The organism is Granulicella sp. S190 (assembly GCF_009766095.1).
In the GTDB taxonomy this organism is placed as follows: Bacteria; Acidobacteriota; Terriglobia; order Terriglobales; family Acidobacteriaceae; genus Edaphobacter.
Genome location: NZ_LMUD01000016.1, coordinates 94,120 through 111,116, shown reverse-complemented (window position 1 = coordinate 111,116; position 16,997 = coordinate 94,120). Strand labels below are relative to the sequence as shown.

At 58.2% G+C, this 16,997-nt stretch carries 14 protein-coding genes; 5 read left to right on the top strand and 9 right to left on the bottom strand.

Annotated elements, in window-relative coordinates; all coding sequences use genetic code 11:
- Positions 1–949, top strand: a 949-nt coding sequence (gene era, locus GSQ94_RS09865; RefSeq protein ID WP_254063775.1) for a GTPase Era, incomplete at its 5' end; no start/stop codon positions are given.
- 18 nt (positions 950–967) lie between these two features.
- Here the strand turns inward: era and GSQ94_RS09860 are convergent.
- The 4 genes from GSQ94_RS09860 to GSQ94_RS09845 form a co-directional block, all read right to left on the bottom strand.
- Positions 968–2,341 carry a sigma-54 dependent transcriptional regulator gene (locus GSQ94_RS09860; protein ID WP_158943563.1) on the bottom strand — a complete coding sequence of 458 codons (1,374 nt, stop codon included), beginning with the start codon at positions 2,339–2,341 and terminating at the stop codon, positions 968–970.
- A complete protein-coding gene (locus GSQ94_RS09855; protein ID WP_158943561.1) occupies positions 2,338–4,905 on the bottom strand; it encodes a PAS domain-containing sensor histidine kinase in 2,568 nt (855 codons plus the stop codon). The genes GSQ94_RS09860 and GSQ94_RS09855 overlap by 4 nt, the downstream gene beginning before the upstream one ends.
- A gap of 55 nt (positions 4,906–4,960) precedes the next feature.
- Positions 4,961–6,073, bottom strand: a complete 1,113-nt coding sequence (gene ald, locus GSQ94_RS09850) for an alanine dehydrogenase (RefSeq protein ID WP_158943559.1) — start codon at positions 6,071–6,073, stop codon at positions 4,961–4,963.
- 80 nt (positions 6,074–6,153) lie between these two features.
- The gene (locus tag GSQ94_RS09845; protein ID WP_158943557.1) at positions 6,154–7,380 is read right to left on the bottom strand and encodes an acyltransferase; all 1,227 of its coding nucleotides are present in this window, start codon (positions 7,378–7,380) and stop codon (positions 6,154–6,156) included.
- A gap of 130 nt (positions 7,381–7,510) precedes the next feature.
- On the opposite strand from GSQ94_RS09845, the gene GSQ94_RS09840 reads away from it, so the two are divergent.
- From GSQ94_RS09840 to GSQ94_RS21125, 3 genes are all read left to right on the top strand, one after another.
- Complete coding sequence (locus tag GSQ94_RS09840; RefSeq protein WP_158943555.1) at positions 7,511–8,824, top strand: hypothetical protein; 1,314 nt, start codon at positions 7,511–7,513, stop codon at positions 8,822–8,824.
- Positions 8,825–8,926: 102 nt separating this feature from the next.
- A complete protein-coding gene (locus GSQ94_RS09835) occupies positions 8,927–9,991 on the top strand; it encodes a rod shape-determining protein (protein WP_158943553.1) in 1,065 nt (354 codons plus the stop codon).
- A 160-nt stretch (positions 9,992–10,151) separates the two neighbouring features.
- Positions 10,152–10,391 (top strand): hypothetical protein, encoded by a 240-nt coding sequence (locus GSQ94_RS21125; RefSeq protein ID WP_216843062.1) that lies wholly within the window; start codon positions 10,152–10,154, stop codon positions 10,389–10,391.
- 11 nt (positions 10,392–10,402) lie between these two features.
- On the opposite strand, the gene GSQ94_RS09830 is transcribed toward GSQ94_RS21125, so the two are convergent.
- The 4 genes from GSQ94_RS09830 to GSQ94_RS09815 all read right to left on the bottom strand — a co-directional run bounded on the left by GSQ94_RS09830 (position 10,403) and on the right by GSQ94_RS09815 (position 14,446).
- On the bottom strand, positions 10,403–11,845 hold the full coding sequence (locus GSQ94_RS09830; RefSeq protein ID WP_158943551.1) for a hemolysin family protein: 1,443 nt from the start codon (positions 11,843–11,845) through the stop codon (positions 10,403–10,405).
- Entirely contained in the window at positions 11,842–12,417 is a 576-nt protein-coding gene (ybeY, locus tag GSQ94_RS09825) for an rRNA maturation RNase YbeY (protein ID WP_158943549.1), read from the bottom strand. Before ybeY ends, GSQ94_RS09830 begins: the two co-directional genes overlap by 4 nt.
- Positions 12,414–13,328 (bottom strand): family 16 glycosylhydrolase, encoded by a 915-nt coding sequence (locus GSQ94_RS09820; protein ID WP_158943547.1) that lies wholly within the window; start codon positions 13,326–13,328, stop codon positions 12,414–12,416. The genes ybeY and GSQ94_RS09820 overlap by 4 nt, the downstream gene beginning before the upstream one ends.
- An 80-nt stretch (positions 13,329–13,408) precedes the next feature.
- Positions 13,409–14,446 carry a PhoH family protein gene (locus GSQ94_RS09815; RefSeq protein WP_158943545.1) on the bottom strand — a complete coding sequence of 346 codons (1,038 nt, stop codon included), beginning with the start codon at positions 14,444–14,446 and terminating at the stop codon, positions 13,409–13,411.
- A gap of 447 nt (positions 14,447–14,893) precedes the next feature.
- Here GSQ94_RS09815 and rpsT point away from each other — a divergent pair, with 447 nt between their 5' ends.
- Positions 14,894–15,172: a 30S ribosomal protein S20 gene (gene rpsT / locus GSQ94_RS09810; RefSeq protein ID WP_158943543.1), complete on the top strand. Its 279-nt coding sequence runs from the start codon at positions 14,894–14,896 to the stop codon at positions 15,170–15,172.
- A gap of 115 nt (positions 15,173–15,287) precedes the next feature.
- Here the strand turns inward: rpsT and GSQ94_RS09805 are convergent, their stop codons facing one another.
- Positions 15,288–16,904: a hypothetical protein gene (locus GSQ94_RS09805; protein ID WP_158943541.1), complete on the bottom strand. Its 1,617-nt coding sequence runs from the start codon at positions 16,902–16,904 to the stop codon at positions 15,288–15,290.
- Positions 16,905–16,997: the final 93 nt, after the last annotated feature.

Below are 16,997 nucleotides of genomic sequence, written 5' to 3'. Positions count from 1 at the left end.
GCACAAGCCGCAAACCACGCGCACGCGAATCCATGGCGTACTCGAAGTCCCGCTTAAGAAGAAGGCAAAAAACGAGCCCGGCCATCCCGCCGCGCAGGTCGTACTGGTCGACACCCCAGGCATTCACAAGCCCGACACTCAGCTCGACCGCCGCATGATGCAGGAGGTACACGACGCGCTCGAGTCACGCGACGCCGTCCTCTTCATCGTCGACGTAACCCACCGCCTCCCCAAGGCTCCCGGTGCAACTGACAGCGGCAAAGCCACAGGACGCATGGGCATGTCCGCAGCAGAAGACGACTTCGCCCTCTCGCTCATCAAAAAACTCGAGTGCCCCGTAATCCTCGTCCTCAACAAGATGGACGCGATCCCCAAGAAAGATCTGCTGCCCCTCATGGCCCACTGGTCCACCCTCCACAACTTCGCCGACGTCATCCCCATCTCCGCGCGAAAGAAAGAAGGCCTCGAACTGCTGCTGCATAAGATCGTCGGCCAACTCAAAGAAGGCCAGCGCTACTTCCCGAAACATCAACTCACCGATCAACCCGAGCGTTTCCTTGTAGCAGAGCTGATCCGCGAAAAGATCCTCATGCTTACCGGCGAAGAGGTTCCATACGCAACGGCGGTCGTAATCGAAAAGTTCGAAGAACCCGCCTCGATGAAGAAGATGAAGGACGGCAAGCTCCCGGTCACCAAGATCTCCGCAGCCATCTTCTGCGAGCGAACCGGCCAGAAGGCAATCCTCATCGGCAAGCAGGGCGAGATGCTAAAGAAGATCGGCACCTCAGCGCGCAAGGACATCGAATCCCTCCTCGGCACCCGTGTCTTTCTCGAGCTCTTCGTCAAGGTGCAGGAGGAGTGGCGATCCAGCCGCGGCTTCGTCGAAGACCTCGATTGGCGACGCCAGCTCGAAGAGATCGCAGCCAAACAAGCAGCTGAAGAAAAATAGCCTGCACCGTTCGCTTGCCTACTCCTTCACGCTCACGCCCAGCGCCTTCATCTTGCGATACAGATGACTCCGCTCCAGCCCCAGCCCCTCGGCAGCACGGCTGACGTTGCCATGAAACTCATCTAACTTCTTCAAAATATAGTCGCGTTCGTAAGCCTCCCGCGCCTGCAGCAGACTCGTGAACTCTTCGCCGCGACCATTACTTTTACTCGCATCCCGCGCAGAGTCGCGATAAACCAGCATCGGCAGATGCTTCTTCTCGATCCTCTGCGTCTTCGGATTCAAGATCAAAACCCGCTCCACAAGATTACGCAGCTCACGAACATTGCCCGGCCAGTGATACTGTTTCAGCGCGGCCAGCGCATCCTCGGTCATATCCACGTGGGGTCGGCCATACTCCGCGCCAAACTGCTGCAAAAACTCCTTCACCAGCAAAGGAATATCTTCCTTCCGATCGCGCAGCGGCGGCACAAAAAACGGAATTACATTCAGGCGATAGAAGAGATCCTCGCGAAAGTTACCCCGCGCAATCTCTTCTTCAAGGTCTTTATTCGTCGCGGCAATCACCCGCACATCCACGTGAACAGGATGCGAAGCCCCAACAGGAAGAAAGCGCTGCTCATCCAGCGCCCGCAGCACCTTGGCCTGCGTCTTCAGGCTCATGTCGCCAACCTCATCCAGAAAAAGCGTACCGCCATCAGCCCTCTCAAAGGTCCCGCGCTTCTCGGTCGGTCCTCCCGGCACGGCGCCGTGGCGATAGCCGAACAACTCGCTCTCGATGTAGTCCTCAGGAATCGCTGCGCAGTTCAGCTCAACAAACGGACGATCTTTACGCAGACTCTCCGCGTGCATCGCGCGACCCACCAACTCCTTTCCCGCACCCGACTCGCCGTAGATCAAAACCCGCCCATTCGTAGGAGCCATCAACTTGATCTGCTGCCGCAGCGCCTTCATCGGAACGGAGTTCCCCGTAACTGTCCCCTTCGTTAGCTGACGCGAGAACTCCTGGTTATCCTCGCGCATCTGCCGCGCCTTCATCGCGTTCTTCAGCACGATCAGGGTGCGATCGAGCGAGAGCGGCTTCTCCAGAAAGTCGTAGGCGCCAAGCTTCGTAGCGCGCACCGCGGCTTCGATCGTGCCGTGTCCGCTGATGATAATCACCTCGGGAACGTTCGCGGACTCCATCTGCCGAATCTCGGTAAGCGTGTCGAGACCATCACGATCAGGCAGCCAGATGTCGAGCAGCACGACGTCATAGGCCGCGTCGCGAAGAAGCTCCAGCGCTTCGCCCGCAGTAGCGGCTGTAGTGACGACATAATCCTCTTCACGAAGAATGCCTTCGAGCGACTCGCGAATCTCGGCTTCGTCGTCGACTATAAGTACATGGTTCATTGGGGGCCTTTGGGGAGGGTGGTGGCAAAGTCATCCTCTGCCGCTTTGCTGCTTGGAACTGGAGGCGTTGCAACTTCCACCGCGTGATGGCCATTCTGCGGAGCCCCGAAGCTGCTGAACACAGCCGCCTCGGGATCGTTCTCTCCGGAACTCGCTGGTCGAAGTTCAACGATGAACTTCGCGCCCGCAGGCTCGTTCTTCTCCGCGCGGATCGTGCCTTGATGCTCCTGAATAATCTTCGCCGCAATCGCAAGGCCCAGCCCGGTCCCACGCTGCTTTGTAGAAAAGTAAGGCAGAAAAAGCCGCTCCCGCATGTCATCGGTAAGTCCCGACCCGCTATCGGCAATTGTCAGCTCCACCATTCCGTTCTCCAGAAGGCCCGTGCTGATTCGCAGTTCACGATAGAGGCTCTGCTGCATCGCCTCTGCGGCGTTGTCGATCAGGTTACCGAGGGCCCGCTTCAGAGCCTCCGGGTCCGCCATCACCAGCGGTAGATCCGTGTTCATCTTGCGCACGATCCGTATCGTCTGCATGCGGCCGGCAAAGAGCGCCAGAGAATTCTCGACGATCGTGTTCAGGTCCGCAGGCTTCGGTCGCGCCGTCGGAAACTCCGCCAGCGCAGCAAACTGGTCGACGAGCGAACGCATGCTCTCCACCGAAGAAGTAATCACCTCCGAACAGCGGCGAATCACGGCGATAGAAGGCGACTCAGTCGCGCTGTCGGGTGCCGCATCTGCAACAGCACGAGCCACGCGGTCGATGTGACGCCGAATCTGCTCCGCGCTCAGCCCAATCGGTGTAAGCGGATTTTTAATCTCATGCGCCACGCGCCTCGCCACCTCCTTCCACGCAGACTGCTTCTGCGCTCGAAGCAGCTCCGTCGCATTCTCCAACACAATCACGTACCCTTGGTGCTCTCTGCGCATCCGGTCCGTTGCCCCCGGCATCTCCAGCAGCGCAACCGTGGCAAGCAAATTCATCGTGCCGCCAAACCTGTCACCGGAGCTCTGCGGAAAGCCAGTAATCTCAATCTCGCTCGAAGCCGAACCCATCCTGTGGCTGCGCTTGATCAGCCGGTCCAACACCTCAGCGACCTCCGGCGGAAAGACCTCCTCCATCGTCAGACCGTAAAAGGGCGTCTGCCCGCCCGGGTCCATCATCTCGCTCAATGCACGGTTGGCCAGCACGATTCGGCGCTCCGTATCAAGCGTCGCAACCCCGTTCGGAATCGTCTCAAGCATCGTCTCAAGTTCGCCGCGCCGAGCCTCCAACGCAGTATTCGCCGCGCTCAGCTGCACCGTCGAATCCTCTACCGCCCGCCGGCTCCCCTCAAGATCCGCCGCCATGTGGTTGAAGCTGCGCACCAGTTCCCCAAGCTCCTCCGTCGCACTCTCCTGCACTCGGTGGCCATAGTCTCCCTGCGCAATCGCCTCCATCGCATCGGCGAGCGCCTCCACCGGCTTCGTCACCTGTTTGGACAGATGCAGCGCCAGCCAACATGAGGCAAACAAAGCCAGGCTCGTCATCATCAGCAGCAGGAGCATGTAAAGATCGCGAATCTGCCGCCGCTCACTATACAGCACCCAGTACGCATCCGCCGCCTTACGCAGGTTCGTCATGGTCGCCGCCATTCCGAAAGGCATCGGCAAACCCACCACAACGGTATTGCCCCCCTTCAGCGTAGCCGCGCCCAGCGCATAGTCCGTACTTCCCAGCGAAAACACTGGCTGATCGACCCGCTGCGCCGCCGCAAGGATCGAATCGTCGGTCGTGTTGGTAGACGCACTCGAATCCCCCGTGTCCACCCCCGCCGTCTGATCCGGCAGCCATGCCTTCACCTCGGCTGTAGCACCCGCTCTCGCCGGCATATGGAACGAAGCGGCGACACGACCCTCGCGATAGACGATCGCAAAGCCGTTCTGCAGAGTAATCTCGTGCTGTCGCAAGACCTGGTAGATCTCCTCGCGATTCAAATGAGACCCAGCAAGTGCCCCGGAATGCATCGGACCACGAGAAGGACGGTGACCCGACGCAGGCTCGCGCGAACCAGCCGCCGCCTTCACCACGCTAGGCACCATCGACACCGCAGGAAGGCCCGCGGCTATCGAGTCCGCCTCCGCGCGAGCGTTTGCCGTCGTATAGTGCGCCAGCTCTAGCGCCATGTTGTTGCTGTCCTCGCGCATGTCCGTCACGGGCTGTGTAAACCAGCGATCGACCGCGCGGTTCATCAGCTGATAGCTGAACGCAAACATCGACGCAATGGGAACCAGACTGACCAGCACCGCACCCCACAGCATCCGCGTTCGCAGGCGTGTCCCCATCACCCGGCTGCGTTGGTCCGCATACAGCTTCAACACGTTGCGAACCAGCAGCAGCAGCACCGCGACAAACAGAAGAAACGCCACAACCGACAGCCCTGTGAAGATCACAGTCTGCTGCGTGCTTGCAGGTTTAGGCAGCTGCGTGTTGAAAGCGTTCAACGTGGCAAGAGCCACAAAAAGAATCAGCAGGCACACACCTAGGGCCACGATCCAAACCTTTCGCCGGCTCGTAGTAGTGCCCATGCCTGTTCTCCTCGATCCTCCAGATTATATGCAGCTAACCGCAGACCAACTGCGGCTAAACCAGCTTCGCCACAGCCTGCCATTCCCGCTTCTGCGCCTGCGCAACCGCGCCATAGGTCAGAACGCCGTTGAACGTATTGACTCCCTCGGCAATCCCCTTATCTTCGCTGATCGCCGCATTAGCCCCCAGCCGCGCCAGCTTCAACACGTAAGGAAACGTCGCATTCGTCAATGCCAGCGTCGACGTATTCGGCACCGCGGCCGGCATATTCGTCACGCAGTAATGAACCACCCCGTTCACCTCGTACGAAGGATTCGAGTGCGTCGTCGGATGCGCCGTCTCAATGCATCCTCCCTGGTCGATCGCCACATCCACAATCACCGCGCCCTTCTTCATCTTCGCCACCATCGCCTTGGTCACAATCTTCGGAGCCGCCGCACCCGGAATCAGCACTCCGCCAATCACCAGGTCCGCCTCGCGAACCGCATGCTCGATGTTGTAGCTGTTCGAAGCCACCGTATACAGACGCCCGCCAAAAATATCATCCAGCTCCCGCAGCCGATTCAGATTCAGATCGATCAACGTCACCTTCGCGCCCATCCCCAGCGCAATCTTCGCAGCGTTGGTGCCAACAATCCCTCCACCGATAATGCACACATTTCCCGGAGCAACCCCTGGAACCCCTCCCAGCAGCACCCCACGCCCACCATGCTCTTTCTCGAGATAAGCAGCGCCCACCTGCACGCTCATACGCCCAGCAACTTCGCTCATAGGAGTCAGCAGCGGCAACGTGCCCGCCTTATCCCGCACCGTCTCATACGCAATCCCCGTCACCTTCGACTGCAGCAGCGCATCGGTCAAATCGGTCAGCGGAGCCAGGTGCAGATACGTAAACAGAACCAGCCCCTCGCGAAAGTGCTTGTACTCCTTCTCGACCGGCTCCTTCACCTTGACCACCATCTCGGCGAGCCGCCATACATCGTAGGCCGAGCCGACGATCTCGGCTCCCGCAGCCTGGTACTCGTCATCAGGCATCGCCGAAAGCGCTCCCGCATCATGCTCCACCAGGACCTTATGTCCTGCCTCGACCAGCGCCTTCACGCCCGCAGGGGTCACCCCTACGCGGCTCTCGTGATCCTTAACTTCCTTGGGCACACCAATAATCATTCGTCTGTCTCCCCATCGCCGAAGCTCCTTCTCATTGTATCCACCCACAACCAAACGATGTCGCAAATCCCCAGAACAACCTACCGCGCAGGCCTGGCGCCTCGCAGTCGACGGTTGAGCGGTTCAGAGAAGTAGCGTGAGACAAACCATCCCAGGGGCGCAGTGAGCAGCAGGATGCCGGAAAACCATACAACCATAGAAAGTAGATCCACTTGATGAGGAGCGGGGCCGCCCGGCCTTGCACTCGTGTTCGGATGCCAGTGAAGGAATAGCAGAACGCCCCACACCACGATGAACTCATGCGTTAGATAAACTTCATAGCTGTGCCGCCCATACCAGCGCAGAGGAGCAGTCAATCGATTCGGCCCACTCAAGCGACCTCCCGTCTGCCGCAGAACGCTGGCCAGCATCACGAGGCAGGCGGCCACTGCCAGCAAAGTGCCATAGAAATCTGCCTTCGTAGGGAATAGCTTCCAAAGCCAGTCAGGACCGCAGGCGATCACCGCGAAAAGGATAGCTCCGGCAACCTGCAGAAAAAGAAAAAAGCTCCTGTAGGCTCTGGACCACGCTTCGACTCGCCGCTTTGCTAGAAACTCTGTCAACAGGGCGGTCATGCAACCAAGAGCAATCCCATCCATCCCCCCAAAGTAGCTCTCCTCTTGCCAAATCGGATTACTCGACCAAACCGTCCGTGCAAACGGCCCAATCGTCACCAAGGCCAGCAGCAGAGCGATGAACAGGGCCATGCCCCACCGCAGGCGCGCAAGGCAGATGCAGGCAATGGGGAAGACGAGATAAAACATCTCTTCAACAGACAGAGACCACATCACATTCCAATTCGCGGGTAAGAAGCCATGCCTGCCCTCAAGCCAGTTCAGATGAAAAGTCAGAGCCGCCGCGACTGCGCGCCATAGAGGAACACCTTTCCCCGAAAACTGAAAACCCTCTGCATGCTTCAGAGCGAGCAAAGACAGAATGGTGATAACCAGCAGAAGTAACGGAGCGATTCGTGCAAACCTGATCCGGTAAAAAGTCGCCGCCCTCATGGCAGAAAGCGAACCGAATCGACGCAGTGAGGTGAGCGTGATCAGAAACCCGGAAACAGCGAAGAAGACAGTGACTCCGTTTCCTCCGTTCAAGAAGATTAGGTGCGCCATCATGCGGGGCATGTAGGGGCGAATGTCATAGCCTGCCAGATAGAAGCGCAACCACGTGTGCAGTAACACGACTGCCAGAATGGAAAGGCCGCGAAGAACGTCAACGGTGTCGAAGCGTGGTGCAGCCGCAGGTAGCGTGCCTGATGTCATCTCACCATCGTACGAACCTGAGAGACTCCACAAATCAGGGACTCTAAATTGGTACCGGCGCGATCAATAGTCCATCGGCACCACAGACCTTACACTTACCCACTACCCCGTCTTGCATTAGATTGGGCAGATGCCACGATTCACCCCAGCCACCACAGATCGGGCCACGCCGAACCGTCGCCTTCTATGTGCTCTGCTCATCATCCCGGTGCTGGTGTCTCTGGCTGCCGTCTGGGGCCTCGATCACTCCAGGGCAAACAAGTCGATCTTTTCGATCACCAATCTCGTAGGCCCCACCACCCAAAGCCTGCTCAACGGCGGAGGAATCACCATCTGCACCGAGCAGATGGGAACCATCGGCAATCCCATCTGCTTCCACGCAGCCCGCATGCCCGCCACCGCTGTTGTGGTCGCCGCAGGCATTCGTCTCTTCGGCGACCACTATCTGACGGTCGCCTTCTTCAAGACCCTCCTGCTGCTTCTCCCGCTTGAGCTTGCCATCTACCTCGTGTGGCGTTGTCTACCGCAAAGGCGACCCCGCGCCCTCCTGGTTGCGTTCCTGCTTCTGGCACCTTTCTTCATGACGCCGTTCCTTGCCGACGTCGTCAACCTCCAGGTCGACGAGGGCTACTCGTACAGCTTCCTGGCGCTGTCTGTCGCTCTTCTGCTCTTCCGTCGCTCCGGTCTGCCAGCCGTCGCAACGGCACTCCTCTTCGCAGCTGCACTGGACGGCCTCTATCTCTCCAAGAGTGGAATGCTGCTGGCAGTCCTGGTACTTCTCGTTGCGTTCGTGGGGGACGAACGTACCTCAAAGCTGCGATGGCTAGTGGTTCTGCTGGTAGCCGCAGCTCCAATAGGGTGGGCCATCCATCAGCATCACGCCAGCGGGCGATACAGCGTCGGAACCAGCCTCGACGGGCTCAATCTGCACAAAGGCAACAACGCCGCGTTCCTCCAGAACTATCCACCGGTCCGCGGAGACTCCCTCGACTGGTATGACGTCGTCCTCAACCACGGCCTTCGCTTCCCCGACGAGTGGAGCTTCAACGACTATCACCAGCGAGCCGCCCTGGACTATCTCCGGACCCACCCTAAGGAGACCCTACAGGGAGATCGGCGCAAACTGAAGATTCTCTTCTTCTCGCTGGAGAAGTACGGATCGAACGCGAACCACGGTCTTCGATGGGTGATGGAAATCGTAGGCATCCTGCTCTTCCGCCTGATCCTCTGGACTGCACTCGCAGCTTCGGCCTACCTGCTCTTTCGCCATCGGCATCAGGAGAGCCCCTCCCTGCGCTTCGCCGCAGCAGCCTATCTGGCAATCGTCGCCGCGTGTGCGCTCCCCTACCTGGCCGGATTCGCCTACACCCGCCACGTCAGCATCCTCATCTACCCATCCGCCCTCTTCTGCTGCCGCCTGCTATGCGAGCCAGAACGGGACTAACACGGAAGAGCCATGCTTACTGGTTAGGTTAGGTACTGAAATAGCGCTTGCTAAAGGGATACACTAGTGGGAGTCTCTTTTCAGGAAACGATCCAAACATCTATGTCTTCGAACACCTTTCAGATGCGTTACTCCCGCATTCACAACATGCGGTCTCTCTTTAGCCTTTTCTCCAGCGACTTGGCGATCGACCTGGGCACGGCGAATACGCTTGTCTTCGCGCACGGAAAGGGCATCATCGTCAACGAGCCCTCCATCATCGCGGTGAATAAAATCACCAACGAGGTAGAGGCCGTAGGCAAAGAGGCCAAGGAGATGCTTGGCCGCACGCCGGGAAACATCGTCGCCATCAAGCCCATGAAAGACGGCGTCATCGCCGACTTCCGGCACACCGAAAAGATGCTGAACTACTTCATCCAGAAGGCCCATAACCGCAAGATGATGGTTCATCCGCGCATCGTCATCGGCGTCCCGTCTGAGATCACCCAGGTCGAAAAACGCGCTGTCATGGACTCTGCCTATCGCGCCAAAGCCTCCGAGGTTCACCTGGTCGAGCAGGCCATGGTCGCCGCCATCGGCGCAGGTCTGCCCATCACCGAGCCTGGCGGAAACATGGTCGTCGACATCGGCGGCGGCACCACCGACATCGCTGTCATCTCGCTCGCTGGCATCGTCTACTCGCGCTCGGTCCGCATGGCAGGAAACCAGATGGACGAAGCCGTCATGACCTACCTCAAGCGCAAATACAACCTGCTGATCGGCGAACGCACCGCCGAGCAGATCAAGATTGTGCTTGGCTCCGCTTATCCGCTGGATAAGCCCATTCAGATGGAGGTCAAGGGACGCAACCTCATCGAGGGCGTGCCGAAGACCATCACCATCGAAGACTCCGAGATCCGCGAGGCGCTCAGCGAGTGCATCGCGACCATCATCAATGCCATCCGCGTAGCCCTCGAGCGCACCCCACCCGAGCTCTCCGCCGACATCTCCGACCGTGGCATCGTGCTCACGGGTGGCGGCGCGCTCATCAAGAACCTCGACAAGCGCATCCGCGAAGAAACTGGCCTCCCGGTCTCCATCGCCGATGACCCTCTGGCCTCGGTCGTCTTGGGCACAGGCAAGATGCTTTCTGACTTCAAGCTCCTGCGAAAGATCTCCATCGACTAGCTCTTCCCTGTCGCAGTGGCTTCACTCTGGTTATAGAAAAGGTTCCAGACTCAGTCTGGGACCTTTCTTTCTTGGGCAGCGGTCCAGGCAAGACACAGCAGCAGTATCATCTTCCCTCCGACCAACGGGAGGACAAAGCGAAGCAATCACAAGTCACGAAGTGACTGCCCCACGCAAAGTGGGCCCGTCCGGCAGGACAGCCTCTGAGCAGGTCAAAAATAAAGTTGAAAAACGTGGCATGTTTTTAGACACCCGAAAACTGACGGCTAAAACACCACGTCAGCCACGCAATCCACCACAGTTACACCAGCAAAAAACCATCACGAAACAGCCGTTTTTCGCAAAATCCCCTTATTTTTCGCCGCTCCACCACGCCAGAAAAAAACATGCAAAACATTAAACGCCAACCCTCTAAGCAGACTCCGGAGAATGAGTCAGGCTTACCCGGATCCGGTCGATGCGACGATCGGTACTGGCCAGCACCTCAAGTCGAAGCCCATCCTCTTCCACCACCTCGCCCGGCAGTGGAATGTGGCCCGCAATCTCCGAGACCAGGCCGCCAAGTGTAGTAGATTCATAGTGTTCCGGTAGACGAAGCGCCGTCGGATCGTCACGCGTATCGCGATCCTCAACCCCCTCGTCGCTGTCTCTCCTGCGCAACTCGGCGTCCTCTTCCCCATCATGCGGCTCGCCGTCTTCAGCAGGCCGCAGACTCCGCTGCCCATGCTCAAACTGATCCGCAAAGAGGTCGCGAAGCCGCGAAAGCTCGAAAGAACCCGAGACAACATACGCTCCATTCGCCTCTCGAATCGGCGCATCATCCGCCTCCGGCTCATCATGCTCATCGGCAATGTTTCCCACGATAGCCTCAAGCAAATCCTCAATGGTGACAAGGCCTGCGACGCTTCCGTACTCGTCGATCACGAGGCGCATATGCTGCTTCTCGCGCTGCATCTCGCGCAGCAGTTCGGCTACTTTTTTAGTCTCCGGAACGAAGGCTGCAGGCCGCTGGATCTGGAGCACAGTGCGAGTGTTCGCCTCCGCATCCAAAACCTTGAGAAGGTCATGCGCAAAGGCGATTCCGGTGACATGATCGAGCGAACCCGAGTAGACAGGAACGCGGGAGAAGGCATGTTCATTGATCGCAGCCGTGAACTCATGAAGAGTCAACGTGCCGGGCACAGCAAAGATCTCGGGACGGGGAGTCATCACCTCGAGAACCACCTTGTCCCCGAACTCCACAGCGGAACGCACCAGTTCGCGATCCGACTCTTCAAGAATCCCTTCTTCTTCCCCTGCTTCCAGGAGAGCGTCCATCGCCTCAGAGGGGTGATCCTCTTCTTCCGTATCTTCAGGCTCCGCCAGCGCGGCGATGGAGAGCAGAAGGCCCAGCAGAAGCGTTACCGGAAGGATGAGATAGAAGAGGGCTTGAAGAATAGGCGAAATCCGCGCGATCCAGAGGCCACGGGTCCGGCTGAACAGAAGCTGCGGGAGCAGGCGGTCGAAGATCAGAATCAGAAGAATGAGCTCAAAGCATGCGCGGAGGATCTCGCTGAGGGTAGGTGTGCGCGCAAGGGCTGGGATCAGTGTGGACTGGGTGTAGAGACGAAGACCGGAGAGAAGTGCAAGCGCCGCAAGGCTAAGCTGACGAAGCACCGATGCGGAAAGAGCAATTGACTCGCGACCAATGCGAAGCCGGGGCTCGACGACCCGCTCCCAGGAATCGACATTGTCCTGGTACTCCCGCGCGAGGAACTTCCCCATCTCCGAGTAGATGCGGTCGACGTAAGAGGACAGCGCCAAGATCGCTAGCAGCACCATGAGAGCAAGCGAGTAGCTATAGGCGGGGGTCATCTAGCGCCTCGCTTATCTTTAGTTTTCTCGATCTTTGTCACTCTTCGAACGGTCTTCGGCGAAACTGTAGAGCTCTTCTTCACACGCGGCGACAGTTTTTTTGCAGCACGGGACAGGGGTTTTCCCGGGAATGCTGTAGTTCGCTCGATAAGCGTGTTAGAAAGCTTGAGCTTGCTACGAAGCTCAGCCTCGCGGATAGCCATCTCGCCATTATCGGTCTCGTGGTCGAGGCCTGAGAGATGAAGGAGGCCATGCAGGAGGAGAATTCGCACCTCGTCGCGCAGGGAGTGTCCGTACGTGGCAGCTTGTCGGGCGGCGGTTTCGAGGGAGATAGCGAGATCTCCAGCGTGGGAGTCGGCAATCTCAGCAGGAGCGGGAAAACTGAGGACGTCGGTAGCTTTATTCTTACCCCGAAAAGATTTGTTGAGACTACGAAGAGTCGGGTCGTCAGCAAGAAGAACCTCGACTTCGCCGCGGAGACCAACGGCTGCGCGGGCACGGTTGAGAAAGCTCGTCATACCGGAGCGCGAGAGAGTTTCTTTGAGACTTATCGGTGGTTCGATTGTGATCATGGAAGGGGCTTCGCTGCAGCCGTTGTATGGCTTGGCTTGTAGACACGGACGTAGTCAACCAGCATCTGCTGCGGGAAGGTCGTGGTCTGGTCGGGATTGCCGGGCCAATCGCCGCCTGTGGCCAGATTCAAGATGATAAAGAAGGGATGATCGAAGACCCAATGGGCACCTGGTGGCAGGTCGGCAGGGGTGCGGTGGGTGATGAGGTGATCGTCGATGAAGAATTTTATATCGTTAGGGCTCCACTCAACGGAGTAGAGGTGAAAAGCAGTGTTGACGGCCTCGCCCGACGGGAGGGTGAACTTTGCGGTGATGGGGTGCGCGCCGCTGTATCCGGGACCGTGGAGGGTGCTGTGAACCTCGGTTGGATTGCCGATGTTCTCCATGATGTCGATCTCTCCGGATTTAGGCCAGGGATCGGAGTCGATGTTGCCGCCGAGGAGCCACAAGGCAGGCCAGATGCCTTTACCGGTTGGGAGCTTCATGCGGGCTTCGAAGAGTCCGTAAGCCTGGGAGAACAGGCCTTTGGTGAGGATGCGGGCGGAGGTGTAGGGCTGCGTGATACCGTCTGGGCCGGTGTGAGTCTCTTTGAGGGCGGTGATGACGAGGTGGCCGTGCTGCAGATCGGCATTAACGGGACGGTTGGTGTAGGACTCAAGCTCGTGATTGCCGTAGCCGCCGCCACCGATGTCGTAGGTCCATTTGGCAGGGTCGGGGGAGGAGCCATCGGGGCCGTTGAACTCATCACTCCACGCTAAAGTCCAACCGGGCGGTGGCGACTGGGCTTTGAGGCTGGGTTGGAGTCCGACTACGAGAGCGAGCGCAAGGCAGGCACTTGTAAATGTGCACTTAGGGCCGGGCCGGCGAAGCGCGGGAATGGAGAAAGTACTTGGAGGTTCGATGTTGATCATCGCTTGGGGAGCAGTTGGTACTAAATGTCACAGGGGGCTGGATTCGCCCCCTGTGATTGATTATCGCAGATTCGTTGAATTTATTGGGGTTTGGGTATGGGTTTGGCCGTAGGAGCGAGGTTTGGATCAGGCAGCGCGGCTTCGCCGATTGGGAGCGGAAGCTGCTGCTGAGCCTTGCCGTAGCTGTCGTAGGCTCGCACGATGCGCTGGACGAGCTGGTGACGGACGACATCAACGTCTTCGAAGTGGCAGAAACGAATGCCTTCTACGCCGTCGAGGACGTGGAGTGCTTCGAGGAGGCCGGACTTCTTGGGGTTAGGAAGGTCAGTTTGGGTGAGGTCGCCGGTGATGACGGCCTTGGAGTTGTTGCCGAGGCGAGTGACGAACATCTTCATCTGCTCCATGGTGGTGTTCTGGGCTTCGTCCATGATGATGAAGGCGTCGGAGAGCGTGCGGCCACGCATGAAAGCGAGAGGTGCGACCTCGATGACGTTGGACTCAAGGAGCTTGTCGACCTTCATGGGGTCGAGAAGATCGTAGAGGGCGTCGTAAAGGGGACGGAGGTATGGGTCAACTTTTTCCTGGAGCGAGCCGGGGAGGAAGCCGAGACGTTCGCCGGCTTCAACTGCGGGACGGACCAGGATGATACGGCTGACTTTCTTGGCCATGAGGGCGCTGACTGCCATGGCGACGGCGAGATAGGTTTTACCGGTGCCGGCTGGACCGAGGCCAAAGGTCATGTCTGACTGTTCGATGGCTTCGACATATTTGCGCTGGTTGGGCGAGCGGGGCTGAACCATGCGCTTGACGCCGGCTGAGCGCTGTTTGCCGGTGTCGACGATGGACTTGAGGGTGGCGGCGGGGTCGGCGACGAAGAGTTTTAGCATGCCGTTGAGTTCGCCGTTATGAAGGTTGACGCCTGACTTGCGGAGAGTGTCGAAGTCAGTGAAGAGTTGTTCGACGCGGGCAACGTTGGTGGCTTCGCCGGTAACGTGGATAGCGTCGGAGCGGAGATCGATCGTGACGTTGAGTTTGTCCTCGAGGAGGCGGAGGTTTTCGTCGTGGGTCCCGTACAGGGGCTCAATGCCAGGTGTGATTTCCAGGGATTTTTTAATCAAGTAGTGTGCTGACCTCCGTCAGGGGGAGCTGGGTTGGGTGCATGACCGGTTGACTTGGGAGTTTTTGAGGGAAGAGCGGACACTGGCTGGTGGCGCATTGGCTGCGCCCTTTGACTGCGACCGGGATGGCGGAAGGTGCCAATCTAGTGTCGAAGATGGGCAAAGAGTAGAACGTCGGAGAGGTGGCGTCAAGGGGCAAATGATGAATTGATTTTGGTGCAGAACCGATGTGGAGTCGAGGTACACCATGTTTTCTACATATCAGATGCTTTTGATGGGGTTTGAGGCCTATTTTCGGCTGCAAGAAGGGTTGACCGAAGGCCCGGGTTTCCGTAGACTTAGATATTGCAGGGAGTGCGGTGGGCCGTGTCTGAATACAGAGTCGGCTGGCCTTGAGCCTGCATCCCATTTTCCCCTACAAATGTACGGGTTGAGAGAAGAGAGTTTATGGCAAATCATGTTTCGTCTTTGAAGCGCGCACGTCAGACCGTAGCTAAAACTGCGGTGAACCGCTCGAACAAGAGCAAGCTGCGCGGAACCCTGCGCCAGTTGCGCGAGTCCCTCGCTAAGGGCGACCACACGGCTGCAACCACCCAATACCGCGAGACTGCTTCGATCCTCGACAAGAGCGTGCAGAAGGGAATCCTGCACAAGAACACTGCAAGCCGTTACAAGAGTCGGTTGAACGCGCGTGTAAAGGCTGTGGCGCCGAAGAAGGCTGCTTAACTTTTTAGGTTATTCCCGAACGACAGAAGCATCGGGGTATAGAGTGTCAAAAGGCTGGCTTACGGAATACCGTGGCCAGCCTTTTTGTATCTAACCTGAAACCGGCCGTTGCATGTTATTGCGGCGAGTTTTTGGGTTTGTCTGTGGGCAGGGTGTAGAGGGTAGGCGGTTTGCGGTGCTCTTCAGGGGCTGGGTCGCCAGACGATTGGACAGTATCGCCTGAGGGCTCGACGGCCGGGACTGCACTTGTCGGTGGAGGCGCTTGGGTGGCGTCTACAGCGACACCACTCGCTTGGGGGGAAACGTTCACCGGGGTAACGGCGTTGGCTGGTTGAGCTTCGGGTTGGACGGTAGAATCGGCCTCTTCCGCCTCTGGATGAAGTTGATTGACGAGGTGAACCGGAAGATCGTTCTCGGGCGGCGCAGAGCTCTGGGCAAGTTTAACTGCAGCTTCTTCTTTCGACGAAAGAGGGGGAAGACGGTAGATCTCGATGGCTTCTGCGTGGACTACCGCGAGGGAGAGACCATCTGGAGAAAGAGCGAAGTTTTGACCCGCACGCTCTATGGGAGTGCAGTCAACGTGGAGAATCTGCTTACCACTTTCAGTCTGATAGACGACCACCGTTTGAGAGGAGATCTCGTCTGCGCTGACAGGCTGATCGGCCACAGCAGAGGAATGAAGAAGGACTCGACTCAAGGCAAATCGCCCGCTTGACGGTGCGTAGACAAGAGATGGAGCGATGAAGTCGCCGAAGAGACCCTGCTCCCACATCTCCTGACCACGCATGTTGAAGCCGCCGACAGCGCCGATGGTTTGGCCGTTCCGGCAGCCGAAGACTACGAACTCGCTATGGCTGACGAAGAGTGGAAATGGGCGGCAGGTGGAGTCGAAGGGAGAAAGTTCGTCAATCTTGCCGGCGTAGGAGTGAAAGTCGAAGGCGTAGTGTTGATGGCCTTGGTCGACAGTGGAAAGGTAGCCCGCTACCGTAACGGGTACCCCACCAGTGCCTTTAGAGTGGATGACCCCGGCAAAGTTGGATCTAACTGCGCCACCAGATTCGATTGGGGGGTGAAGGCGATAAAAGTTGATTTGAACGACAGGTGGTTCAGGAGCGGGATCGATCGGAGTGAGGACGAAGAGAGGAGTTTTCGGCCTGGGAGGCGCGGGAGTACGCCGAATGGTCTCGACGGTCAGCAGATCAGCATCAGGAGAGAGAATGACGGCGGCTATGCGGCGATTGTCCGTGGATAAGAAAGGGTGCTCCGCGAAAGGCTGGCCGGTGGAGAGATTGGCAAGCGGAGCAAAGGTGGTAAGTGTGTCGCGGATGCGTAGTAAAAAGTGACCGTGGCCCAGGCTCCATAGGTATTGCCCATGGTCGTGTGTGCGCCAGGTTGTGCGGGCGAGGATGTGGCCGGAGGTAAGTTCAAGCAGGACGGCATCGATCGTTCGATCCATATCATCCTCGGGCTCGTCGGGAAGGCGCTTGAGAAGGTGACGGGCGCTGAAGGTAAGCAGAAGATGCTGATCATCGACGTAATGGAGCGTCAGCATGGAGCTGCCAGCTAGAAGAAATTGTGCGGAAAGAGGTTGAAAACCAAAGCCTTCCAGGGGAAGACGAAGCGGAGCATCGGAGCCGCGAGCCGCAAAAGCGACTGTCGAAATGGATAAAAGGAGGACTCCCGCGAGTGGGAGACGGTGTAACACCGAAATGAGATATCTGGGAACCTTCATGGGAGTCAGCACGTATCTCTGCTCATCAGAGAGCGCATGGGGTAATGCTTTCACAGACGCGCGAATGACGCCAACGTATGCAGACAACGGAAG